A 24,650-nucleotide genomic window follows, 5' to 3' on the forward strand; every position below is an offset into this window, starting at 1 on the left:
CGCTACAATCGAGGACTGACCCCTTCCACCGGGTCCGTTTCCAATTGTCGGGTCGCGATCGAAGAGCGAGAGTCATGGCTCGGACTTGAGGACGATCGACGACAGGCTCGCCGCGCTCCTCGCCGCGGCCGTCTTCTCCGCGTCACCCCTGCTCCTCTGCGGGTGCGCATCGCCCGCGCCCGCGCCGCGGGCCGTCGCGCAGGGGGCCGCGGCGCCGCTCGACCAGCGCTTCGCCAGCGAGCCCGCGCCGACGCCGCGCTTCCCCGATCCGGAGCGCGGGCGGAAGCTCCGCGCGGCAGCGGCCGACGTGCAGGCGCTCGCGCGGCGCGCCGCGGAGAGGGAGCGCTCGCCGGCGCTCGCGCTCGGCGTCGTCATCGACGGCGAGCTCGCGATCCAGGCGGTGCTCGGCGTGCGGGACGCCGCGGCGGGCGGAGCGGTCGACGAGCACACGCGCTTCCGCGTCGGCTCCGTCACCAAGCCGCTGACCGCGGCGGCGATACTCCGGCTCCGCGACGAAGGGCGGCTGTCGATCGACGCCCCGGCGGCGCGCTACCTGCCGGCGCTCACCGGCGTCGTCTACCCGACGCGCGACGCGCGGCAGATCACGGTCCGCGACCTGCTCACGCACAGCTCCGGCCTGCCGCGGCTCGGCGTGTTTCCCCCCGCGTCGACGTCGCGCGACGTCACCGAGCGCGAGATCCTGGCCACGCTCGACGGCTTCGGGCTCGAGAGCGCGCCGGGCACCGCGACCTCCTACTCGAACCTCGGCTATTCGCTCCTCGGGCTGGTCGTCGCGCGCGCCGCCGGCGTGCCGTACCGGCGCTACATGAGCGACGCGGTGCTCGGGCCGCTCGGCATGCGCGACGCCGCCTGGGACCCGTCGCAGGTGCCGCCCGGCGCGCTCGCCTCGCCCCACGCGCGCGGCGTCGACGGCGGCGTTGTGGCGCCGATCCAGCCCTGGCGGCTCGGGGCCTCCGAGGCGACCGCGGGGCTCTACGCGAGCCTCGCCGACATGGGTCGCTTCGTCGGGTTCGAGCTCGCCGCCTGGCCCGCGCGCGACGCGCCCGAGACGGGGGCCCTGCGGCGGAGCACGGTGCGCGAGTCGCACCTGATGGCGCGCAACGGCTCGGCGTTCCCGGCCGCCGGCGACGACGACGGCCCCGGGCTCGGCTGGCACGTGCGCGAGGACTGCGATCTCGGCCACATGGTCTTCCACAACGGCCTGATCGACGGCTTCTCCGCGTCGGTGACGCTCCTCCCGCAGCGGGGCGTCGGCGTCGTCGCGCTCGCCAACGTCGCCGGCGCCGATCTCGAGTCGCTCAACGCGGACGTGCTCGGCCGGCTCGCGGCGACCGGCGCCATGGAGGCGCGCGTCGTCCCGCCCTCCCCGCCCGTGCGCCGCGCCGCCCAGGCCGTCGCCTCGGTCATCGGCCGCGCGCGCACGGGGGCGCTCGATCGCAGGCTCAGGCCCGGCTGGTTCCCGGAGGCTCACCTCGCCTCCCTGCGAAAGGCGCTGCGCGACGCCGGCGCGCGGGTCGGGGCGTGCGCGCTCGACGGCTCCGCCGTCGTGGAGAGCGCCACGGCGGCGCGCTTCGGCCTGCGCTGCGAGCGCGGCGCGCTCTCGGTGGCCGTGCGTGTCGACACCTCGCCGGACGCGCGGATCACGTCGCTCAGCGTGGAGGAGCAGACCGGGGCGATCGCCCGGGAAGCCCCCGGCCCGAGCGACCGCCCAGCCCGCTGCCGCTGAGCGATCTGCAGCCCGGTGGGTTCGCCACTCCTGCTAGTGTAACCGCGCCCATCGTCCCGGGCGTCGAACCGTCCCCCTCACATCGCGGAGACCCGCTTGAAGCACAACGACGTGGTGGTTTTGATCCTCGGCGGAGGCGTAGGAAGCCGCCTCTACCCGCTCACCAAGCTGCGCTCGAAGCCAGCCGTCCCGACCGGCGGCAAGTACCGGCTGGTCGACATCCCGATCAGCAACTGCCTCAACTCGGGCTTCAACCGCATCCACATCCTCACGCAGTTCAACTCGGTCTCGCTCCACAACCACATCACGCAGACATACCGATTCGACGTCTTCTCCGCCGGCGCGGTGCAGATCCTCGCGGCCGAGCAGACGCCGACCCACAGCGACTGGTACCAGGGCACCGCCGACGCCGTCCGCAAGCAGCTCGTCGAGGTGAAATCGCCGAACCCGCGGGACGTCATGATCCTCTCGGGCGATCACCTCTACCGCATGGACTACGAGCCCTTCCTCGAGCACCACCGCGAGACCCGGGCCGACGTCACGCTCGCCGTCCGCCCCGTCCCGACGGCCGAGGTGTCGCGCCTCGGCATCGTGGACACCGACGACACCGGGCGTGTGGTCAAGTTCGTCGAGAAGCCGAAGGACATGAAGCTGCTCGACAGCGTGCGGCAGCTGCCCGATCCGGCGAACCCGTGGCTCGCCTCGATGGGCGTCTACATCTTCAGCGCGAAGGCGCTCTACGAGATGCTCGAGCACGACAACGCCTCCGACTTCGGCAGCCACATCCTCCCCCGGGCGCTCGACACCCACCGGATGATGACCTACACGTTCGACGGCTACTGGGAGGACATCGGCACGATCCGCAGCTACTACGAGGCCAGCCTCGCGCTCACCGACTCCGATCCTCCGTTCTCGTTCTACGACCCGCAGCGGCCGATCTACACGCGCCCGCAGTTCTTCCCCCCGGCCCACGTCACCGCCGGCTCGGTCCTCGACCAGGTGCTCCTCGCCGAGGGGAGCCGGATCATCGAGTCGAAGATCTCGAGGTCGGTCGTCGGGCAGCTCTCCTCCATCGGGCCCCACGTCTCCATGTCGAACACGGTCATGATGGGCGCGGACTACGAGTCGCTGTTCCAGGCCCACGGCCCCGAGAGCACGAGGGGTCTGCCGCCCATCGGCATCGGCCGGGGGTGCACGATCGACGGCGCGATCATCGACAAGAACGCGCGCATCGGCGACGGGGTGGTGATCCGCAACATCCCCGACCGGCCGGACACCGACGCCCCGTACTACGCGGCCCGGGAGGGCATCGTGGTCGTCCCGAAGAACGCCGTCGTCCCGCCGGGCACGGTCATCTGAGCGCGGGCCGCGCCCCGGCCGCCGAGGGGACGGCGGCTGGCGCGCGGGCGGAAGGGGCGCTCGCGCGGCTAGGCCAGGCTAGGCCAGGCTAGGCCAGGCTAGGTAGCTAGGCAGAACGCCGCCGCGGCGCCCGGCCACTCGCCCCTCGTCGGCTGGGCCCCGGTCTGGTAAAGAGCGCCCTTATGCGAATCTGCATCCTCGGCGCCACGGGCCTTGTCGGCCGCGAAACCATCACCCTCATCGCGCGGGCCTGGCCCGGCGCGACGCTCGCCCTGTTCGCGAGCCGGGACCAGGAGCTCACCCTCGACGGCAAGTCGTACGAGGTGCTCAGTGCGTCGCGCCTCGAGGCGCAGGACGCCCCCCGCGGAGACCTCGCGTTCGTGGCGCTGGATGACGATCACAGCAAGCGGTACGTCCCGCGGCTCGTGGAGCTCGGGTACCGCGTGATCGACAAGAGCAACACGTACCGCGCCGACCCGAAGGTGCCGCTCGTCGTCGCCGGGGTGAACTCGAGCATCGTCGACGACTCGGTCCGGCTCGTGGCCAACCCGAACTGCACGACCATCCCGCTGATGCTCGCGCTCTCGCCCCTGCGCCGGGAGTTCGGGCTGAGCGAGGTCACGGTGAGCACGTACCAGGCGGTCAGCGGCGCCGGCATCGCCGCCCTGGACTCGTTCCTCGCGGACGCGCGCGACGGCTTCCAGGCCCTCGATCGCCTGGGCCTGCCGTTCAAGCCGTCGGGCTACGCCGGCAACACCGTCCCGCACAACGGCGGCACCGACGAGAGCGGCTTCTCCTCGGAAGAGCGGAAGCTCATCTTCGAGAGCCGCAAGATCCTGAGCATGCCGGAGCTCGGCGTCTCCGCGCAGTGCTGCCGGGTCGGCGTCGCGGTCGGCCACTACGAGAACGCGTGGGTCACGTTCGATCGCCCCGTGGATCTCGAGCGGGTCGCGGGCATCCTGAGCGATCCGGCGAAGTCGCCCTTCGTGAAGCACCTGCCCGGCGCCGCCGGCGAGGGCCTGAGCGCGCTCCACTGCGTGCAGGACCGAGACCTCGCGCTGGTCGGGCGGATCCGCCCCGATCACCGGGACCGCGACCGGAAGAGCGTGTGCCTGACCGTGGTCGGGGACAACCTTCGGCTCGGCGCGGCCACCAACGCGGTCCGCGCCGCGACGCGCTGGTTCCCGAGCGCCGATCGCGACCTGCAGGCCCCCTGACGGCAGACGATGCAACCCACCCAGCCCCTCATGATCCTCGTCGCCGGGCCCTATCGCTCCGGCACGGGGGATGATCCGGTCCTGATCGCGGCCAACGTTCGCGCGATGAACGACATGGCCGTGCGCCTCTTCCGGGCGGGCCACCTCCCCGTCCTCGGCGAATGGTTCGCGCTGCCGCTCATCGAGCACGCCGGGTCGCGGCAGATCGGCGACGAGATCTTCAACGAGATCTTCCATCCCGTCGCCCGCCGGCTCGTCGCGCGCTGCGACGCTTGCCTGCGGATCGGCGGCCCCTCCAAGGGAGCCGACGAGATGGTCGAGCTGTCCCGCTCCATGGGCAAGCAGGTCTTCTTCGGCTTCGACGAGGTGCCGGGCTGCGGTTAGCCGCGGCGCCGCACGAGAGGCACGTGAGAGGCGCACGAGACGCCGCGGCGGCGCGGTCTCTTCAGGGCTCGGGCCCCGGCCAGCCTGCGCCGACAGGGAGCGCCTGCACGTCGGGGAAGAGCATGTAAATACGCTTTCCATCCCACGTCTGCCGGTGGGGCGGCGAGGGCGCGGCCGCGGCGACGCTCGCGCGCACCGCGCGACCGAGCGCGGCTGGGCCGTCGAGCGCCTGGCTGAGCGCCGCGAGCGCCTGCGCGAGCTCGGGGAGCGACGCGTCGCCCGACGTGCCCCGCGCGACGAGGGCGTCGACCTCGCGGCTGCGCACGCCGAAGTCCGACGGCAGCGGGTGCGCGGGCGGCGCCGTGACCGCGGCGTGGAGGAACTGGCGCTTCGCCACGCCGCCCGCCTCGCCGAAGCCGGCGACGAGCTCGAAGAGCGCCGACGCGACGCCGACGGCCGGATCGAGGTCCTTGGGGTCATGGAGCTGGGAGCCCCTGATCCCCAGGTCGTCGAGGTACTCGAACCCCGAATCGCTCAGCGCGGCCGATCGCTCCGTCTCCGGCAGGGGCGGCGCGACCCGCACCTCGCCGCTCTCGAAGACGATGACGCGGGCGTACGTGAAGCCCGCGTGCGGCACGGCGAGGCGCACGCGCGCGAGCTGCGCCGCGACCTCCACCGCCGCGCCGACCTCGAAGCGCGAGCCCGGAAGGTGGCCAGCGATGCCCGCCAGCGTCATCCCCGCCGCGTCGGGCCAGGGGCACACGGCGACGTGCCGCGGGAGGGCCTCCGTCTCGCCCGGCGCGCACACGCGCTCCAGCCCGAACGAGGCGGGGGCGAGGAGCGGCGGCCGCTGGCCCTCCATGCGCCGCAGATCGCCGAACAGCCAGGCGCGGTTCTCCCCGTGGTGCTCGGGCGCGAGCATCCGCGCGCCGACGAGCAGCGCGACGGTGCCCCCGGCGCGCGCGAGCCATGCCTCGGGCACGGAGAGGTGCTCGTACAGGAAGGCCTCGACGATGAGCTGCCACTCGCGGGGCGGCTCGGGAGGCAGGGGAGCGGCGGTTCGGTACATGGCGGGTGCGGGGCTTCGAAGAACAGCGCGCTCGGCCCCGGATGCACACACGAGACGGGCGAGCTCGTGAAGTAGCGTATCCAAGCCGGGAGCGCCGCGGAACACGGCAGCGGGCCGCTGCCGCCGATCGGCGAGCGCGCTGCCCAAACCGCCCCGACCGCGGGTGGAGAGGAAGAAGAGAAGATTCACAGGGAGACGGGGAGGCGGGGAGGCGAGAGAGGGGGATCCTTCGTGCGAGCCATCCGGCTCGCCGACGGCTTCGGGCGGCATCGCGGCGGGGTGGCTGGACAAGCCTCGAGCATCGATCCGGCGACGCGCAGCGCTGCAATCGTGCGCTCGCACGCGAACAACTCGTCGCCGGTCGAGAGCGGTGATTGCTCTTGCCCACACGTTGACACCCTCGTGGCGACGGCAGTCCTGTCGACGCCCGACGCTGCCCCTCAGGGGCCGGCGCCGGGCCCCGAGCGCGAGCGCGGACCAGGGGACGCCGAGGTCTCTTTCACCGTTCGGAGCCTGGAATGAAGACTCGATTGCGCACCATCTCGGCGATACCCGCGACACTCATCGGATTGCTCATGGCAGCGGCCTGCGGCTCGGACGCCGGCGGCGACCCGGAGAGCAGCGGCGGCGGCTCGGCGACCGGGGGCTCACCCGCCAGCGGCAGCTCAGCGACGGGGGGCTCGCCCGCGAGCGGTGGCTCTGGCGCGGGCGGCGGCGTCGCGAGCGGCGGGACGTCGGGCGCCGGCGCGGCTGGCCCGGGAGGCTCCGCCGCCACGAGCAGCACCGGAGGCGGGGACCCCGGCGCGGCGAGCACCGGCGGAGACGGCGGAGGCGCGGGCTCCAGCGCGGCCGGCACAGACGGGAGCGGCGCCGGAGGGGCGGGGACGGGCGGCAGCGGAGGGGGTGACGCGGCGTATCCGTGCGACGGAGACACGAGCGGATACAACGCCGTGGTGACCCGATCCGGCTCCGACTGGATCGCCCAGAACGGCGCTCGCAACGTCTACAGCGGCGGCGACATGCGGGCCGCGATGCAGGCGGCGCTCGACAGCTTGAGCTCCGGCCGCACCAGCAAGCAGAGCGTCCTGGTCCAGGGCTCCGGGACCGTGGCCGCGAGCTCGAGGCTGAACGTGCCCAGCTACACCGTGCTCAACGTCTGCGGCACGATCGAGGTCACCGGCAGCGGCTCCGGCGACAACGCGCCCATCTACGCGCGCGGCCGGACCGACATCGAGATCCCGAACGTCACGATCAGCGGCACCCCGCTCTACGCCATGTTCTTCCGCGACGTCGAGAACCTGCGCCTCGGCCATGTCGAGCTGCGCGTCTCGAGCGGCCTCGGCGTCCGCATCGACAACCATGGACGCTCGGACCGCGCCAACAAGGTGAAGAACATCGAGATCGACCATGTCTACGCCGAGGGGACCAGCTCTCACGGCGTCGAGACCTACGGCGTCGACGACATCCGCATCGGCACCGTCATCGCGCGCGACACCGGGGAATGCGGCCTCCTCCTGAACGACACGACCAACGCCGAGGTCGGGACGGTCGACGCCGTGAACGCGGGCGCGGGCACCGGCTACGCGGCGTTCCGGCTCGCCAACCGCGCGGGGCGCATCGGCAGCGGCTACCCCACCAACATCCACGTCGGCCAGGTCATCGCCCGCGGGGGCGGGCGCGGGATCTTCTGCGTGTCCGAGAGCGGGGGCGTCACGATCGACCGGATCGATCTCGCCGACACCGGCAACAACGCGATCCTGCTCGAGAACTGCCACAACGTGAACATCGCCGCCGAGTCCGGGACCGTCGACGGCGGCGGCGACATCCGCCTGGCCGCACGCACCGAGTTCGCGAACTCCTCGGACATCACGATCCAGAACCTCACGATCACGGACACGGCGGTCAACGAGAACCCCTGCGCCGAGAACAGCACCTTCCGCAATCTCATGCTGGTGAACGCCCGCAACAACAGCTGCAATTAGAGCGGCGGTCGCCCGCTTCGGATACGGGCCCACCTCGACGTTTTCGGTGCTCAGCGCACCGGAGTGCGCTTGCGCGCCGAAAACGCCGATCTGGGCCCGTCTCCTGTGCGGGAGACCGCCGCTCTGCTCGGCATGGTGCTGAGGTCGGCGGAAATCGCTGTAGAGCGGGGTGCACAAGGCTGGAGTCACAAAAGAGAACCGCCCGCGGGTCAAGGCCCGCGGGCGGTCTTCTTCGTCAGCGGCTCGGCCTACTTGAGGCGGGCCAGCATCTCGACCTTCTCGGTGTCCAGACCCGTCCAGGTGCCCCAGCCCGTCTTGTCCGCATCGGTGTACTTGTGGTTGTAGATACCACCCGTATCACCCGACTCGGGGTTGATGGACCAGTAGGTGAAGTCCGTCATCTTCTTCTTGATGAGGTAATCCACGTACATGTTCTGCCACTCCCAGTCGTAGCGCTTGCCGGCAGGCAGGTGCGCCCACTGCTGGGCCAGCGCCGGGTCCATCTCGTTCTTCGGCCAGTCCTTCACGCCGCCGAACTCGCCGGTGATCACGCAGAACTTCTGGTCGTGCAGGAACCCGAAGTGCTCGTCCCACTGCTTTGTCAGCTTCGCGACCGTATCGGCGTTGCTGCGTTCCAGAACCAGCCCGCACCCGGCCTTGGCGGCCGCCTCGTCCTCGAGCCCGACGCACTCGGGCTTGGACTGATCGACGTGCTGCTTCTGAACGAACACTGCAGGCCCGTAGGTGTGGGGCGAGAAGCAGAGCCGATTCCTGGGGATCTGGATCGGGTACGCCGTCTGTCCGTAGAAGTTCTCACCCCAGTTCGGGTTGAGGTTCTCATCGCCGTGGGGCTCCGGCTCCAGCGTCAGGCCGCTGGCGCCCGCGGGCTGGTGGCTGCCGGACACGCCCTGGACAACCGCGATCATGTCGTCGTTCTCCTCGGCGATGACGTCGTAGCAGGCCTTGGCCATGTCCGCCCACTCGGGCCAGCTGTACTTCCACGGCTCGTTGAAGCAATCGATGCCGATGATGTTCTTGATCCCGAGCTTCTTGGGCAGCTGCGCGATCTTACGGATGTCCGCGAGCCACTTGTCGTAGTTGTAGGCGTCCTCGCCCGTAAGGCAGGTGTAGTCGTCCGCCTTGTAATCGTAGTTCTCGCGATCGCTGTCCACGTAGGGCTTGTCGTCGTCGAGCCTGCCCGCGCGCCACCCGAGGTGGTTCGAGCAGGAGTGGATGCCGATGATGACGTTCAGATTGTTCGCGCTGGCCTGCTTGAGGAAGTCCTCGAGCGCCTCGTACGCGTTGGCGTACGGGTAGACCTTCGGGTCGTTGTTCTTGATCCGGGGCGTCATGATGCTGTAGTCGCCGTCCGGGTGGTCGGTGACCAGGGTCTGCGGCGCGATGGGGAGCCGGATCGTGTTGAACTTGAGGTTGGAGCTGGTGAGCTCCTTCATCGTGTCCGCGATCGTGCGCGGGGCGTTGTTATTCGCCCACCACATCGACCCGATGAAGAGCTCCATGGCGCCGGGGCGCTCGAGATCGTCCTGTCCCTCGAGCCCGAACCAGTTGCCGCCGCGAACCTGGATCTCCGTGCCGTCCTGCGTCAGGCGGCCGTTGTCGAGGTTGACGCGGAATCTCCCGGTGGGTGAGCCGTCGGTGTCCGGCGTCGGCTTCGCGTCCGGGTTGCCGCTGCCGCTGCCGCTCGGGATCCCAGCGCCGGCGCCGCTGGTGTCGCCGCTGCTCGTCGAGCTGCCCGCGCCGCTGCCGTTGCCCACCGAGCTGCCCGCGCCGCTGCCATTGCCCACCGAGCTGCCCGCGCCGCTGCCGTTGCCCACCGAGCTGCCCGCGCCGCTGCCGTTGCCGCTGCCCGCGCCGCCGGAGCCCGTCAGCCCACCCCCGGTCGCCGCGGTCGATCCATCACCACCGCAGGCGATGCCCATCAGAGCAAGGGCGGCGAAGGAACACAAGAAGATATGGCTTCTTCGGATTCTCATAGGTTCGTTCTTTCGTTAAGCACAAATTCAGAGCACGGCGCGCTGCTTCGAGCGACAACCCCCAAGGCTCGTCCGTAAGACAATCTCAGCCAGATCAACGGTTGGTCGCGCTCGACAGTCGACCCTGCGCAGAATTCGCAATCAAGCAACACCGACGGGTTGCCAACCGGACTCGCATGTTACCCGCCACCAAACAGAGGGTCAAGACGAGACGCACCCTCCGATGCCGGGACCCAATATCGATATGGCGGTGCTTTTCCCACGAGGGTGGATCCCAGGAGGCGCTCTCCTCCAACGGGATCCTGCAGGAGCGCTGCACGAGGGGACGACCACCACGAGGCGCTTGACTTTCAATTTGCACATGATTTGCACATGGCTTGCCGGACCACCTGGGCGCCCTGCGCTCCCGCAGGGCGCGCGGCGTCATTCGATAGGTGCGCAGCGTCATCCATCCTGCGCACAGCGTCAAACTCGACGGAAGGAGACATCGGCAGAGCTCGTCAATGGAAAAGGCACGCTGAAAGACCACGACTCGCCACGATGCCTGTCACGGGGGCACGCGGCGCGTCGACGCGTCGACGCGCCGCTCCGGCCTTCATCGATCCTGACGGCGGCGGGCGTGCCGGCGGCTGAGCGGGTAACGCTACTCCCCTCCTCTTCCGCGGCCCTCGCCCTCCCCTCGCGGTCTCCGCCAGCGCTCCGGCAGGCGCACGAGGAGCAGCGCGAGCCCCGGCAGGAGCACCATCCCAGCGAGCAGCAGCAGGGATGACGTGAGCCGCGCGGCCGAGGCGCCCACCGCGGCATAGGTCGCCGAGATGCCCAGGTTGGCCAGGGTCGTCACCGTGACGAACGCGCGCCAGGGCATGCGGCCCGCGCCCGCGAAGACGAGAGACGCCTCCGCGAGCACGGGCACGCCGCGGAAGAGGAGCAGGAACCAGCGGCCGTGCCGCTCGGCGGCCCGCGTCAGGCGCGCGAGCTCCGCCTCGCCCACCATCCGCTGCAAGGCCGGGGCGCCCGCGCGCGCGCCGACCAGATAACCCAGCCCCGAGCCCACCATCATGCCCGCCCAGGAGACAGCCGTCCCGCGCCAGAAGCCGAGCAGCCCGCCCGCCGCCGTGCTCGCCAGGCTCGATGGCACCGGCAGGACGATATCGCCCGCGAGCAATCCGCCGAGGACGAGCGCCGTCGCAATGGGCGAAGGCGGCGCCGCGAGCAGCCTTCGCGCCGCGGCCTCGATGCTGTCGGCGAAGAGGAAGAAGGGCACGAGGATGACAAGCAGGAGCAGGCCAGAGAAGCCGGCCCACCCGGGCCAGGAGCGCCGGGAGCGCGCGACCGCGCCGGGGAGGCGGGCGCTCCCCGGCGGAGGGGTCGAGTCAGACGATCGCAACATGCAGCGCTCCAGGTCCGGTGACGGGCCGGCCGCCCCGCGAGGAGGAGCGAGCCGGCCGGCGCGCGAGTATACGTCCCTCACGCGGTCCGCCCTCGGGGGAAAGAGACGCTGGTTCAGGATTTGTTCGCGCACAGGGGGAGTCGCCTTTATCCAACAGCCCTGGAGGCGGCGGCGCGCGCAGGAAGGGCTCGAATTCAGGGCACCCGCGTGGGAGACTGTCGCCAATTCACGCATCCCGAGAGGTCCCGGGCAACCGGAAGGAGCAGGTCATGCGTCCTCGATCTTCGTGGTTTGATTCGACCATTTTCATCACGAGCTGCGCCGCCCTGGTGGCGAGCTGCTCTGCGAGCGCCGACCGCCCTTCCGGAGGCGGCGGCCCCGGTGGCGGCGGGGACAATCCCACCACCACCGGCGGCGATCTCGGCGACGGCGACACCACGGGGAGCGGATCGGACATTGGCGACAGCGACAGCGCGTTCCGTTGCGGCGACGGGGGCCTGACCAACGACGAGGCGTGCGACGACGGAAACGCCGTGGGGGATGACGGCTGTGCGGCGGATTGCCGCTCGGTCGAGCTCGGCTGGTCGTGCCCGCTGCCCGGAGTCGGCTGCACGCGCATCGCCCGCTGCGGTGACGGCGCCGTGGTGTTCCCCGAGCTCTGCGACGACGGCGACACCGATGCGGCCGACGGCTGCTCGCCGACCTGCAAGGTGGAGGTGGGCTGGAAGTGCAGCGGCAACCCGAGCGCCTGCACGCGGACGACCTGCGGCGACAGGAGCCAGGAGGGCGCGGAGAGCTGCGAAGACGGCAACACGATGCCCTTCGACGGCTGCTCCTCGAGCTGCCAGGCCGAGCCCGATTGCTCCGCGGGCTCCTGCGCGTCCAGCTGCGGCGATGGCCTCGTGCTCGGCGAGGAGTGCGACGATGGCAACAACATCGACGGCGACGGCTGCTCCGCGACGTGCACGGAGGAGCCGGGATACACGTGCGCCGTCCCCCAGCCCTCGGGATCGATGGCCGTGCCTGTCGTCTTCCGCGACTTCAAGGCGGCCCACCCCGACTTCGAGCCGAAAGGTCCTGCCAACAGCAGGCCGATCTTCAACATGGTCGGGCCCCGGCTCGACGCCGAGAAGAAGCCGACGTACATGACCGCCGCCAACAGCCTGGTCACGAGCGCAGACAGCTTCGCCCAGTGGTACCACGACGTGCCCGGCACCAACAGCACCACGGTCACCACCCTCACGCTCTGGGACACCGGCGACGGCCGCTTCGTGAACCGCTGGGGCGAAGACGGCGAGCAGTGGACCCTGCTGTCCCAGGAGGCCGAGCACTATTGCGGCAACGTGGGCAACGAGGTGAACGACGAGGAGTGCACCTCGTCGGCCCAGGCCACCCCGGATTGCGGCGACATCCACAGCGAAGAGTTCCACAGCTGCGAGGTGCGCGGCGGGGTCTACTGGGCGAGGTATATCGAGGAGACCTACGACGGGAATCCGCTGTTCTTCCCGGTCGACGACGATCCGTTCACCCCGGCGGCCGAGCGCGTCGCGGCCGACATCTTCCCGAGCTACGGCGGCGGCGACTGGCTGAAGGAGCAGGGCAGCCCGAAGCACAACTTCCATTTCACGAGCGAGATCCGCTACTGGTTCCAGTACAACGCAGGCGAGCAGTACGAGCTCGACTTCACCGGCGACGACGATGTGTGGGTGTTCATCAACGATCGCCTCGCGGTCGACGTCGGCGGCATCCACAGCGCCGTCAACGGGCGCCTCGTCATCGGCGCCAACGGGGCCGGCAGGGTCACCTACGCCACGGAGGAGAACGACAACATCCCGGCGCGGAACATCGACCTCGGCCTGACGGACGGCGGCGTCTACCAGATCGCCGTGTTCCACGCCGAGCGCCAGACCGCGGCGTCGACGTTCAAGCTCACGCTGCAGGGCTTCGCGACGGCGCGCAGCGAGTGCAAGCCCGTCTGCGGCGACAGCGTCGTCAGCCTGGGCGAGGAGTGCGACGACGGCGTGAACGACGGCGGCTACGGCGAGTGCGCGCAGGACTGCAAGCTCGACGAGTACTGCGGCGATGGCGTCGTCCAGGCCGTGGAGGAGTGCGACGACGGCAACAACCGCGACGGGGACGCCTGCGGCAGCGGCTGCCGTAACCTCATTCCGCGCTGACCCGACGGACGGTCGCCGCCCGATGCGAGCGGCGACCGTACCTAGCCAGGCGCTCCCGGCGACGGACGGAGAGGGCCTCGCTCAGAAGCAGATCCCGAACTCCGGGTAGCCGATGTCGACGCAGCTCCCGCCGCTGGCACACGGCGCGCCGAAGCTGCTCCCCGGGCAGAGCTCGATGCACGTGAAGGTAAGGCCCTCCCCGGTCAGATCGCCGCACGCGGCGTTGGCCACACACCCCTCGACGCCTCCGCAGGTGCCTCCTACGGGGATGGTGCCTCCCGGGAGGCAGACCGGAGCCCCTCCCACCAGCGTTCCTGGGGCACACCACTCGCCGCCGCCACAGCCGGCGCCGAACGGCGTGCACGCGCCGCCACCGCCGACCTCGGTCACCTCGATGGAAATGTCCAGCTGCCCATCCCCGATGGTGATGATCGTGCCGTCCGTCTGGAATTGATAGACCAGCGGCGTGACGGCCCCATCGTAAATGGTGAATGAGACGGTGGGAGGGGTGAGCAGCGTCGCCTGCACGGGCACAAACGTGCCCCCGTCATCGCGCTGCAAGACCCAGCCCTGCTCCAGCGTGCTCGCGTAATCGCCGGTGGGCAATGCCGCGCTGAGCACCGTCTCGCCCGGATCATCCGAGGTGCCGAGGTACGTGACGATCGGCCCCTCGACCCTGAAGATCGCGTTGCTCAGCCGGTACACGTGCCCGTTGGTCTGCGCCACCAGGGCGATGCTCGCGCGGCCGGTGGACTCCGCTTCTTCCGTGCCGTCCGGACCGACGGCGCACGCCGGGAGCAGCGGCGCCGCCGCGAGGAACATCGCCGCGAACCCGACGTTGACAAGCGCTGATCGACTCATGCTGGACCTCCTCCAAGCGAAAAGACGGGCGAGCATAACGCGCGTCGATGCGCTCGCGGCGCGCGCAGCAAGAATCGGATCGCCGGGACGAAGCCGTTCGATCGGCGGTGGTGATGGCTCGCTCCTGCGGTGAGCGGCGCGCGCGGGCCCGCCGGCTCAGGCCACGCACGCCGAGAGATCGCTCGGCGCGCGCTCCGGGGCTCCCGGGTGTGCCGGCACCAGCACCCGCACGGGGCGCGGCGCGCGCGGGGCGACCCCCGCGCCGGGTGAGAGCGTGAGGCACAGCTCTCCGCCCGTCGGCCTCGCTCGGAGCGCGAGGTGCACGGCGCCGCGGCGCGCAGCCCGGATGGCGCTCACCAGCACGCGAAAGAGCCCGCGCGCCAGGGTGTCGTGGTCCGCCTGGACCACCACGGGCTCGATCTCCTCGATGCTGGTCGTGACGTTGAAGACCGCCGACTCGACCTCCAGCAGCTCCGCGAGATCGCGGATCAGCGCGTCGAGCGCCACCGGGCGCGGCGCCGCCGCCTCGCCCAGCGCGAGCGCCCGCCACAGCGCAGCGGAGCGCTGGAAGCGGCGCAGCACGCTGGCGGCGAGGTGGAGCAGATCGCGCGTCTGGGCGAGGACGCTCCCGGCGAGCTGATCCGCGGCGAGATCGATCCTGAGCCGCGCTGCGGCCCGCGCCTGGAGGATGTCCTGGAGCAACCGCCTCAGGTCCTCGATGGGCACGTCCCGCGCAGTGAGCAGACGCTCCATGTCCCGCTCGAGCCGCATGGCGAGGAGATCCATCTCGATGGCGCGCGCGGCGCAGAGCAGAATTTCCCGGAGACGAAAGCCAATCTCGGGTCTCCTGACCGAGAGGCTGAGCACGCCGATGGCCGCCCCATCGCCGTCCCGGAGCGGGAGCCCATGGCACGTGAAGACGTGGAATCCCTGAATGAAATGCTCCGGCCCCACGAGCTCCGTATAGCCATCCTCGGCGAGCGCCGTACCGACGCCGTTCGCGCCACAGACGCTCTCATCAAGCAACGCGCCGGCACCGGGCACCCGCTCGGGGCCGTGGAGCGTCTGCTCGTCACCGCGGACATCCAGGAGGATCGCCCGCGTGTCCCCCACCATCACCGCGTGGCGCTCGTCGCCCGAGGCCAGGCTGAGCGCGTGAAGGTAGGGTTCGGAGGCGAGGATGAGGTCCCGGTGCCGCTCGCGCAGGCGCTCGGTGTCGAGCGCGCTCAGGAACTCGGCCTTGGGGCGGCGCGGATCGGCCCCTCCCCCGTGAGAGCGCACCCAGGCGCGGTGCACGTGAGGACGCAGCTGCTCCGCCTCCAGGGCGCCGATCGAGCGGTAGAGGCGCCCCGCCTCGAGCGCTGATTCCAGCCACGCTGCCATGAGCCCACCCCTCGTCCGAGCGCGCGGTTGCGTCCGCCATCGTCCGCGATTCTGCTCCGGGATCTTGCACAGTTCGTACCCTCGACACGCCTCCTCGAGAGGCGAGCCGTGAGGAAGTGAGCTATTTCAACTCTCCATTTTCCCCAAGGAAGAGCGCGGACCGTATGCAGGCACCTACCGTCCTGATCGTCGATCATGACGAGGCCCAACGAGAGGAGATCCGCCGCACGCTCGAGGCCGCTGGGCTGCGGGTCGAGCTCGCAGCGACGGTCGCGGAGAGCCTGCGAAGAGCCCATCGACCGCCGGACCTGGTGCTCATCGGCGTCGATCTGCCGGACGGCGAGCGGTGCGAGCTCTGCCAGCGCCTCCAGGCGGCGCTGGGCGCGGCGGCCACGCCGGTGCTGCACGCCAGCCGGCCGAGCGCGGCCGGCGGTCAGCCATCGACCTCGAGCTCGATGCTCGGTTCGACGTGCGGTTCGACGAACGGTTCCGCGTATGGTTCCGCGTATGGTTCCGCGTACGATTGCTGTCGTGCCGGCTCGCGCGCATGGCCGACCGAGCGCCGGCTCCTGATGACGGCCGTCCGCGCTCTGCTCGAGGCGCGCGCCGCGAACGTCGCGCGCGCCTCGAGCGACGAGCGGTTCCGCGCGGCCTTCGACCAGGCGGCGGTGGGGATGGCCCACGTCTCCCTCGACGACCGCTTGCTCCGCGTGAACCCGAAGCTCTGTGAGCTGCTCGGATACACCGTCGAGGAGCTGATGGCGCTCCGCGCCCAGGATCTCCGCCACCCGGACCACGCGGAGGGAGCGCTCCGGCACGTCCATGCGCTGGGCGATGGGACGATCCCCTCTTCGACCACCGAGGAGCGCTGCGTGCGGCGGGACGGGTCGATGCTCTGGGTCGCGGTCACGCGCTCGCTCGCCCGCGATCGCGCGGGGGCGCCGCTGTATGTCGTCGAGGTCGTGAACGAGATCGAGCGCCGCAAGCGGGCCGAGGACGCCCGGGAGCGGGCGCTCGCCTGCGAGCGCGTCGCCCGCGTCCGGGTCGAGCTGGCGGAGGCGCGCGTCGCGCGCCTCCAGACGTTCACGTCCGAGCTCTCGCGCGCGGTGACGCCCGCGCAGGTGGCCGAGGTGGTCCTCTCGCTCGGGCTCGCCGCGCTCTGCGCCGACGCGGGGTACGTCGCGCTGCTCGCGGAGGACGACGTGATCGAGGTCCTCCGCGCGCCCGGCTACCCCGAGGACGTCGTCGCGCGCCTGCGCCGCATTCCGATGTCCGCGCGCATGGCTGTCGTCGACTGCATCCGCACGGGCCAGCTGCTGATCTTCGAGTCGCTCGCGGCGTATCGGGCTGCCTATCCCGACACGCCGGCAGGCGACTGGGCCAAGACCCTGATCTGCGTCCCCATGACGCTGGGCGACGTGACCATCGGGGTGCTCGGGGTCACGTATCGCGACACCTGCCGGATCAGCGAGGACGACCGGCGCTTCATGACGACGCTCGCCCTGCAATGCGCGCAGGCCCTGGAGCGCGCGCGCCTCTACGAGGCCGAGCAGCGGGCGCGGCGGCTCCGCGAGGAGGCGCTGGCCATCGCGGCGCACGACCTCCGGAACCCGCTGTCGTCGATCATCCTGGCCGCGGCCCTGCTCGAGCGATCGGCCCCGGCGGACGCGGCGGGGCAGCCGATCCGCAACCGGGCGCGGCAGATCAAGCGCGCCGCGGAGCGCGCCGTCGAGATGCTCGGCGAGCTGCTCGACGCCGCGATCATCGAGGCGAAGGGCCTGAAGCTGGACATCCAGCTGTGCGAGGTGGGCTCGCTCGTGCGCGAGGTCACCGAGATGCTGGCGCCGCTCGCCGAGCAGAAGCGGATCCAGCTCCACACCCTCCTTCCCGGGAGCGGCCTGGAGCTCGGCTGCGACCGTGGCCGCATGCTCCAGGTGCTGTCGAACCTCGTGGGCAACGCCCTGAAGTTCACCGCCGAAGGACGGGAGATCACGATCGGCGCGGAGCGCCAGGGGCCCCATGTCCGCCTGTCCGTCAGCGACACGGGCACGGGGATCCGGCCGGAAGACATCCCGCGCCTGTTCGATCGCTACTGGCAAGGGCGGGCGGCGCGCTGCGCGGGCGCGGGGCTCGGGCTGTACATCGTCAAGGGCATCGTCGAGGCGCACGGGGGGCAGATCTCGGTCGATAGCGAGCTCGGCGCGGGGACGACGTTCTCCTGCACGATCCCCGTCACGCGCTGAACCCAGGGAGGCCAACCCGCCCCTCGCCGCATGCCCGGCGGGTTGCACGACTCCAGCAAACTGGAACCAGCTCCACTCTATGAGCCGACGCTCCTGCGCCCGGCGCGCGGCCGTTACTGCGCCACGCCGACGGACTCGACGGATGCGGTCAGCTCGTTGTCCGCCGCGGATCGCCCGCCGAGGACGATCACCTCGCCGCCGCCAGGACAGATGAGGGGGCTGAAATACCGCGTGACCTCCAGGGCTCCCGCGGGCTCCCAGCCGTCGCCCGCCGCGTTGAGCCGGAAGAGGCCGTCGACGATGTTGAGGTAGAGGTCCTGTTCGTCGTTGCACGCCGTCGCGCCGAAGCCCGCAATCGGGATCTCCGAGGGGAGCGCCGGGCCGGGCGACCAGGCCTCGGTCTTCGTGTCGAACCGGTAGACCTCGCCCGAGAACGCCATCCCCTCGCCGACGCCGCCGAGCGCGTAGATCGTGTCACCGCGCCTCGCGACGCCCAGCGAGCGGAGCATGAACGGCGCCTCGGGCAGGGGGACCCACGCCGCGTCGGGCGTCGAGAGGTCGAGCACGACGCCCCGGGTCAGCAGCTCGCCGGGGCCCGCGAGCGTCCAGCCCCCCACGACGTACAGCCGGTCACCCACCACCACGGCCCCGTGCCCGGAGCGCCCCTCGGGCAGGTCCGGCATGGCCTGCCACGTCCCTTCGCGCGGATCGTAGCGCTGGACCGTCGCCACCGAGGTGAGGACCTCCGGCTCGTCGATGGCGCTGTCCACGCGGAGGCCGCCGATACGGTAGATGAAGCCGCCGTGGGCCACGAGCGCGATGCTCTCCAGGTGCTCCACGGCCCCGAGGTCCTCCCAGGCGCCGCCTTGCGCGAGGGAGAGCCGCCGGAACCCGGTCGACTGGTGCTCGGCCGCAAAGCCTCCTCCGAGGTTCCCCCCGTAGGTATAGATCGTGTCGTCGGCGAGGGCGGCGCCAAAGGAGCTGACGGCCTCCGGCAGGTCGGGATAGCGGCGCGGGGGCTGAGCCCGCGGCAGATCGAGCTCCCTGGCCTCCCCCGTGGGGACCGTGGGGAGCGTGCGGAACACGGAGGGCGTCGGGACCGGCCGCAGCTGCTCGTCGTCGCCATCGCCGCAACCCAGGACTGCCAGAGCGCTCGCCGCGGCGAGCATGCACCGTGTGAACCACAGCGAACCGTTCCTGTGAGACATCGTGACGGATCTCCTTTTCAGTGAAGCCATCGAGCGCCGGCGGCCTCCTCCTCAATCGATCGCGGCGCCATGAGCGATCCAGCGGCGAACGGTGTCTTTCTCGTCGGCCGAGAGCGGCTTCAGCGTCGGCGGCATCGCGAGGCCACACCCCTCGTCGCACGAGACGAGCCCGCATTCGAGCGTTCCATCGATCTTGTGCATGACGTAACTGTGCTCCGGGTCCCCCGGCGCCACGCGCTTCATCCCGGAGGCCTCACCGGAGTCGACGTTCACGTTCTGCTCGCGGATGGCGGCGAGCTCCTCCGCGCTGACCTGCGCCGGCGGCGTGCTCGCGGTCGGCCCCAGGTAGGGCCGCGTCGTGTCGCCGCGCGTGTCGGCATGACAGGCGGCGCCGGTCGCGCAGGAGCGTTGCAGGAGCGGCAGCACCTCCGTCCGGAACTCCACGGGGCCCCCGGCGTCGAAGCGCGTGTAGTCGTGGCAACGCGCGTCGCCTTGGCCCGCGCTCCCGGCGCCGCCGTTGCCGCCAGCGCCGCCGTTGCCGCCAGCGCCGCCGTCGCCACCGGCGCCGCCATCACGCGTACGGTCGTGGCCCCCGCGCTCCCCGCCGCCGCACGCGGCTGCCGCAAGCGCCAGCAGGAAGACGGGGACGAGCCGGCAGCGGCTCGACGGCGCGCCCGGCACACGCAGCGAGCTGCGCTCGGCGGGAGGGAGGTTCAGGAGCTGCATGAGGTGCGCAGCAATCTAGTTCAAGCGCACGCCGTACACATGTCTCGACGCCGGCGCTGGCGCCCCTGTCGCGCCCCCGCGGCGATGCTGTCCGTCGAGAAGACGCAAGTCCCCTGCGTCTCCACGCCGCACCGACCACGCCCTGGAATTCGCCGCTCGGCCGGGCTCACCGAGGCGGGAACCTCGGGCCCGCCCGGGTTGTCGATCGCCCTGCCCCACCGCTGGCGGGCCCGCGCTCAGGCTCGGCCCACCGCACAACGACCGGAGATCCCCCGTGCCCAGAGCCCTCTTCCGCAGCCGCGCTGCGCTCGCCGCGATCGCCGCCCTCGTTCCTTCCCTCCTCAGCTGCGCCGACAGCCCCTCGCCGCCCGCCACCCCCGCCACGCTCTCGCACGCGCCCGGGCCAGCCGCGCCGCGCCCCCTGCCCGCCGCGCCGGCCGTCGCCGTCGCGGCGCGCCGCCCCGAGGCCGCGCCGTTCCGGCTCACCGCCGCGGACGGCACCGGGCTGCGCCTCGTCGCGCTCACCGGCCGCGCGGTGATCGAGGCGCCGCTCGCGCTCGCCGAGCTGCACCTCACCTTCGAGAACCCGGAGGATCGCGTGCTCGAGGGCACCTTCAGCGTGACGCTGCCGCCCGGCGCGAGCGTCGGGCGCCTCGCCATGAAGATCGACGACCGATGGCAGGAGGGCGAGGTCGTCGAGCGCCAGCGCGCGCGCGAGGCGTACGAGGATTTCCTCCACCGCAAGCAGGACCCTGCGCTGCTCGAGCAGGCGGCGGGCAACGAGGTGAGCGCGCGGGTCTTCCCCATCCCGGCGCGCGGCGTGAAGCACATCGTCCTGTCGTACTCCCAGGAGCTCCGCGCGGACGCTCCCTTCGCCGTCCCCTTGCGCGGTCTGCCCACGGTGAGCCGCCTCGACATCGAGGCCACCGTCGCCGGCGCCGCCGCGCCCGTCCACGCGCTGCGCCGGAACGACGCCGCGCCCGAGGCCGATTTCGTGGTGGAACCCGCGCGGCTCACGTCGATCGAGGCGCGCGGCGGCCTGCGCAGCGGCGAGCTCGTGCTCGCCCGCGTGAACGCTCCGGTGGACGCGCGGCCCGATCCCCTCGCCTCCGCGGTGATCCTCGTGGACACGAGCGCCTCACGCGCGCTCGGGCTCGAGGAGCAGCTCGGCGTGCTCGCGGCCCTCGCGCGGGCGGTCGCCCAGGCAGGCGGCCCGGGCGCGCCGCTCACCGTCGCCTGCTACGACCAGGCCGTCACCCCCGTCTTCGACGGCGCGGCCGCGGCGTTCGGCGAGGCGGAGCTCGCGCGCATCCGCGAGCGGCAGGCGCTCGGCGCCTCGGATCTCGGGCGCGCGCTCCGCTGGGCCGGCGAACGCGCGCGGGCCCGCGGGCAGCGGCGCGTCGTGCTGCTCTCCGACGGCATCGCCACGGCGGGCGAGGTCGCGACGGGGGCGCTCCGCGGCGCCGCGGCGGCGCTGCGGGGCGCGGGGGTCGAGCGGCTCGACGCGGTCGCGCTCGGCGGCCTCCGCGACGAGGCCGCGCTGCGGCAGCTCGTCGCGGCGGGCCTGCCCCGCGACGGGGCCGTGGTCGACGGCGCGCGCGGCGCCGCCGAGATCGAGCGGCGCCTCGGCTCGGCCACGCGCTCGGGGATCGCCGTGAACATCGAGGGCGCGCGCTGGGTCTGGCCCCGCACCCTGAACGGCGTGCAGCCCGGCGACGAGGCGCTCGTCTACGCCGAGGTGCCGGCCGAGCTGCCCGTCCGGCTCACGGTCGACGGCCGCACCACGACGCCCGACCTCCGCGGCGTGGAGCGCCCGCTGCTCCAGCGCTCCTGGGCCCGGGCGAAGATCGACGGCCTCCTCGCCCGGGAGGGCGAAGGTGGCAATCAGGACGCGATCCGCAAGCAGATCATCGATCTCTCGATCGCGCACCGGGTGCTGAGCCCGTACACCGCGCTGCTCGTGCTGGAGACCGATCACGACTACGCGCGCTTCGACATCGCCCGGCGAGGGCTCTCCGACATCCTGACCGTGGAGGGCGGCCGCGTCGCCGTGCAGAGGCGCTCGCGGCCGCAGGGCGGGAAGCCGTGGGGCCCCGCGCCGGCCCAAAGCCCGGTCGCCGGCGGTTCGCCTGGCAAGCGCGCCGAGATTTTCTCCGAGCAGGCCGCCGACGTTTCCCCTGGCGGGAGCGCCGCCCTGCGCGCTCCCCCCGCGCCGCCGGCGCCCCCTGCGGGCGCGGACAGCAAGGACTCCTTCGGCGCGGACGGGCGCGCGCTGTCGGTCGTCAGCGGGGGCGCCGGCGGGCTCGGGCTATCGGGCGTCGGCGAGGGCGGCGGCGGCCGCGGCGAGGGCATCGGCCTCGGCAATATCGGCACCCTTGGCCACGGCAGCGCGGCCGGGGCCGCGGCGCCCGCGCCGAGCGCCGTGTCGGCCGCCACGGGCACCGGCCAGGGCTTCGGCAGCGGCCATGGCCGCCTCGCTGGCAGCCACCGGACCAGGGCGCCGCAGGTTCGCATGGGCGCCACCCAGGTGAGCGGCCGCCTCCCGCCGGAGGTGATCCAGCGCATCGTCCGCCAGAACTTCGGCCGCTTCCGCCTCTGCTACGAGAGCGGGCTCCTGCGCGACGAGGGCTTGCAAGGCCGCGTCACCCTGCGCTTCACCATCGACCCGCGCGGCGCGCTCATCAACGCGCGCGACGGCGGCTCCGATCTGCCCGACAGGGCCGTTGTCTCCTGCGTGGTCCGCGCCTTGCGCGACCTCACCTTCCCCGCGCCCGAGGGCGGCAGCGTCGACGTGGTGTACCCCGTCCTGTTCTCGCCGCCCCCGAGCGCCGCGCCCGCCGCCCCCGACGCCGCCGACGCCCCCGACGACGCCGCGCCCCCGCGATCAGAGCCGTATGCCGGCCGCTTCAAGCAGATCCACGACACCCTCGCCCGGGGCGACGCGCCGGCCGCCGTGCGCGACGCCCGGGCCTGGCGCGCGGAGGCCCCCGGCGACGTGCTCGCGCTCGTCGCGCTCGGCGAGGCGCTCGAGGCGGCGGGCGACACGCCGGGCGCCGCCCGCGCGTACGGCTCGCTGATCGACCTGTTCCCGGCGCGCGCGGACCTCCGCCGCTTCGCCGGCGCGCGCCTCGAGCGGCTCGCGGGCGGCGCCGGCCTCGAGCTGGCGGTCGACACGTACGAGAAGGCGCGGGAGCAGCGCCCCGACCACCCCGCGAGCCACCGCTTGCTCGCGTTCGCCCGCCTCAAGCGGGGCGAGCACGCCGCCGCCTTCGACGCGCTCGCGGCGGGCATCGCGCGCCGCTACCCGCCGGGGCGCTTCGCCGGCGTGGAGAGCATCCTGCGCGAGGATCTCGGCCTGGTCGCCGCGGCGTGGCTCAAGGTGGAGCCCGCGCGCCGGGCGGCCATCCTGGCCCGGCTCGCGAAGGCCGGCGCCGCGCTCGAGGGCGCGCCCTCGCTCCGCTTCGTGCTGAACTGGGAGACCGACGCCAACGACGTCGACTTCCACATCCGGGACGACCGCGGCGGCCACGCCTATTACGGCGACCCGGCGCTGCCAGGCGGCGGGCGCCTCTACGCCGACGTGACCACCGGCTACGGGCCCGAGTGCTTCACCATCCGCGCGCCCCGGGAGCAACGGGCCAGCCGGTACACCCTGCAGGCGCACTACTACGCGCGCGGCCCGATGGGCTACGGCATGGGCAAGCTGCAGATCGTCGACCACGACGGCAAGGGCGGTCTGACCTTCGACGAGCGCCCCTTCGTGGTCATGACCGACGGCGCCTTCGTGGAGCTCGGCGCCGTCACGCGCTGACGCGCCGCTAGACCCTCTCCCAGCGCCCGCTCTCGACGGAACGGAAGAGCGCGTCGATGACCCGCATGTTGCCCACCGCGACCTCGATCGAGTTCTCGACCGGGCTGCCCGTCCGGATGGCGCGCGAGAACGCCTCGCTCTGCAGGTGGTACTGGTCGACGGCGGGGAACGAGGTGACCCTGGCCGAGCTGCAGTTCAGCGTCGAGCCGTCATCGAGGAAGACCTTGCACGGCTCGTCGGCGGGGGCGTTGAACGGGATCTCGATCTCGAGGCGGCCCTTGCTACCGAGCGCGTTCACGCGCTGGTAGGCCACCGCCTGCGTGCTGCACGTGAACGTCAGGTGCGCGCCGCCGTAGTCGACGAGGCCCGAGGTCAAGCGATCGGTGCCGAACTCGGGATCGCGCTCGACGAGCGCGATCGCCCGCACGGGCTCGCGTCCGAACAGGAAGCGCGACGTGTTCACCGCGTAGCAGCCGATGTCGTAGAGCGCGCCGCCCCCGACTTCCTGCTTGTTGCGGATGTTGGTGGCGTCGCGGTTGAAATACGAGAACGCCGCCTGGACGCTGACCAGGTCGCCGATCTGGCCGCCTCGCACCCAGTCCCTGGCCTGCTGCCACTGCGGGTGGTTGCGGATCATGAACGCTTCGGCGATCAGCTTGCCCGTCTCGCGCTGGACGTCGACAAGCGCCTCCGCGTCCCTGGCGCTGAGCGCGATCGGCTTCTCGCACAGGACGTGCTTGCCGGCGCGGGCAGCGCGCGCCGTCCACGTCACGTGCAGGTGGTTGGGCAGCGGGTTGTAGACGGCCTCGATCTCCGGATCCTCGAGCAGCTCATCGTAGCTGCCGTACGCCTTCGCGATCCCGAGCGACCGCGCGGCGTCGCGCGCCTTGCCGATGTCGCGCGACGCCAGCGCCGTGAGCTGGGTCAGCGGCCCCCGCTTCATGCCGGGCAGGCTGACCGTCAACGCGAAGTTGCTCGCCCCGAGGACGCCCCAGCGCACGGGGGTGAGGGATTCGTCGGACGTCGGACCTTGGGCAGATGTGGACATGGGCACCTCGCTGCTCGCGAAGCTAACGGTCGACGGCGCGCCTGTAAACGC

Annotated in this window: 16 protein-coding genes; 8 read left to right on the forward strand and 8 right to left on the reverse strand. The window is 72.0% G+C overall.

Annotated features, from left to right (window positions below):
* The first annotated feature begins 85 nt into the window (after positions 1 to 85).
* The 4 genes from WME95_RS29670 to WME95_RS29685 all read left to right on the forward strand — a co-directional run bounded on the left by WME95_RS29670 (position 86) and on the right by WME95_RS29685 (position 4,707).
* A complete protein-coding gene (locus WME95_RS29670) occupies positions 86 to 1,747 on the forward strand; it encodes a serine hydrolase domain-containing protein (RefSeq protein WP_437902711.1) in 1,662 nt (553 codons plus the stop codon).
* Positions 1,748 to 1,843: 96 nt separating this feature from the next.
* Positions 1,844 to 3,106: a glucose-1-phosphate adenylyltransferase gene (locus tag WME95_RS29675; RefSeq protein ID WP_437542163.1), complete on the forward strand. Its 1,263-nt coding sequence runs from the start codon at positions 1,844 to 1,846 to the stop codon at positions 3,104 to 3,106.
* 182 nt (positions 3,107 to 3,288) lie between these two features.
* Positions 3,289 to 4,323 carry an aspartate-semialdehyde dehydrogenase gene (locus WME95_RS29680; RefSeq protein ID WP_437542165.1) on the forward strand — a complete coding sequence of 345 codons (1,035 nt, stop codon included), beginning with the start codon at positions 3,289 to 3,291 and terminating at the stop codon, positions 4,321 to 4,323.
* Between the two features lie 9 nt (positions 4,324 to 4,332).
* Positions 4,333 to 4,707 (forward strand): DUF4406 domain-containing protein, encoded by a 375-nt coding sequence (locus WME95_RS29685; protein WP_437542167.1) that lies wholly within the window; start codon positions 4,333 to 4,335, stop codon positions 4,705 to 4,707.
* Positions 4,708 to 4,768: 61 nt separating this feature from the next.
* On the opposite strand, the gene WME95_RS29690 is transcribed toward WME95_RS29685, so the two are convergent.
* On the reverse strand, positions 4,769 to 5,776 hold the full coding sequence (locus WME95_RS29690) for a hypothetical protein (RefSeq protein ID WP_437902712.1): 1,008 nt from the start codon (positions 5,774 to 5,776) through the stop codon (positions 4,769 to 4,771).
* 518 nt (positions 5,777 to 6,294) lie between these two features.
* Between WME95_RS29690 and WME95_RS29695 the strand changes: the two genes are divergently transcribed.
* The gene (locus WME95_RS29695) at positions 6,295 to 7,758 is read left to right on the forward strand and encodes a right-handed parallel beta-helix repeat-containing protein (protein WP_437902713.1); all 1,464 of its coding nucleotides are present in this window, start codon (positions 6,295 to 6,297) and stop codon (positions 7,756 to 7,758) included.
* A gap of 248 nt (positions 7,759 to 8,006) precedes the next feature.
* Here WME95_RS29695 and WME95_RS29700 read toward each other — a convergent pair whose 3' ends face one another.
* A complete protein-coding gene (locus tag WME95_RS29700; protein ID WP_437902714.1) occupies positions 8,007 to 9,752 on the reverse strand; it encodes a glycoside hydrolase family 5 protein in 1,746 nt (581 codons plus the stop codon).
* Between the two features lie 643 nt (positions 9,753 to 10,395).
* Complete coding sequence (locus WME95_RS29705) at positions 10,396 to 11,142, reverse strand: TVP38/TMEM64 family protein (RefSeq protein ID WP_437902715.1); 747 nt, start codon at positions 11,140 to 11,142, stop codon at positions 10,396 to 10,398.
* Positions 11,143 to 11,411: 269 nt separating this feature from the next.
* Between WME95_RS29705 and WME95_RS29710 the strand changes: the two genes are divergently transcribed.
* A complete protein-coding gene (locus WME95_RS29710) occupies positions 11,412 to 13,319 on the forward strand; it encodes a DUF4215 domain-containing protein (RefSeq protein ID WP_437902716.1) in 1,908 nt (635 codons plus the stop codon).
* Between the two features lie 81 nt (positions 13,320 to 13,400).
* On the opposite strand, the gene WME95_RS29715 is transcribed toward WME95_RS29710, so the two are convergent.
* Together WME95_RS29715 and WME95_RS29720 are read right to left on the reverse strand one after the other, a co-directional pair.
* Complete coding sequence (locus tag WME95_RS29715; protein WP_437902717.1) at positions 13,401 to 14,180, reverse strand: hypothetical protein; 780 nt, start codon at positions 14,178 to 14,180, stop codon at positions 13,401 to 13,403.
* A gap of 156 nt (positions 14,181 to 14,336) precedes the next feature.
* A complete protein-coding gene (locus WME95_RS29720) occupies positions 14,337 to 15,563 on the reverse strand; it encodes a sigma-54-dependent Fis family transcriptional regulator (RefSeq protein WP_437902718.1) in 1,227 nt (408 codons plus the stop codon).
* Between the two features lie 164 nt (positions 15,564 to 15,727).
* Here WME95_RS29720 and WME95_RS29725 point away from each other — a divergent pair, with 164 nt between their 5' ends.
* Complete coding sequence (locus WME95_RS29725) at positions 15,728 to 17,806, forward strand: ATP-binding protein (protein ID WP_437902719.1); 2,079 nt, start codon at positions 15,728 to 15,730, stop codon at positions 17,804 to 17,806.
* 113 nt (positions 17,807 to 17,919) lie between these two features.
* Here the strand turns inward: WME95_RS29725 and WME95_RS29730 are convergent, their stop codons facing one another.
* Both WME95_RS29730 and WME95_RS29735 read right to left on the reverse strand, forming a co-directional pair.
* Complete coding sequence (locus WME95_RS29730) at positions 17,920 to 19,014, reverse strand: Kelch repeat-containing protein (RefSeq protein ID WP_437902720.1); 1,095 nt, start codon at positions 19,012 to 19,014, stop codon at positions 17,920 to 17,922.
* 51 nt (positions 19,015 to 19,065) lie between these two features.
* Entirely contained in the window at positions 19,066 to 19,740 is a 675-nt protein-coding gene (locus tag WME95_RS29735; protein ID WP_437902721.1) for a hypothetical protein, read from the reverse strand.
* 274 nt (positions 19,741 to 20,014) lie between these two features.
* Between WME95_RS29735 and WME95_RS29740 the strand changes: the two genes are divergently transcribed.
* Positions 20,015 to 23,551 carry an AgmX/PglI C-terminal domain-containing protein gene (locus tag WME95_RS29740; RefSeq protein ID WP_437902722.1) on the forward strand — a complete coding sequence of 1,179 codons (3,537 nt, stop codon included), beginning with the start codon at positions 20,015 to 20,017 and terminating at the stop codon, positions 23,549 to 23,551.
* 7 nt (positions 23,552 to 23,558) lie between these two features.
* On the opposite strand, the gene WME95_RS29745 is transcribed toward WME95_RS29740, so the two are convergent.
* Complete coding sequence (locus WME95_RS29745; RefSeq protein ID WP_437902723.1) at positions 23,559 to 24,599, reverse strand: Gfo/Idh/MocA family protein; 1,041 nt, start codon at positions 24,597 to 24,599, stop codon at positions 23,559 to 23,561.
* Positions 24,600 to 24,650 lie beyond the last annotated feature (51 nt).

Source organism: Sorangium sp. So ce327, from assembly GCF_051530205.1.
Classification (GTDB): domain Bacteria; phylum Myxococcota_A; class Polyangia; order Polyangiales; family Polyangiaceae; genus Sorangium; species Sorangium cellulosum_B.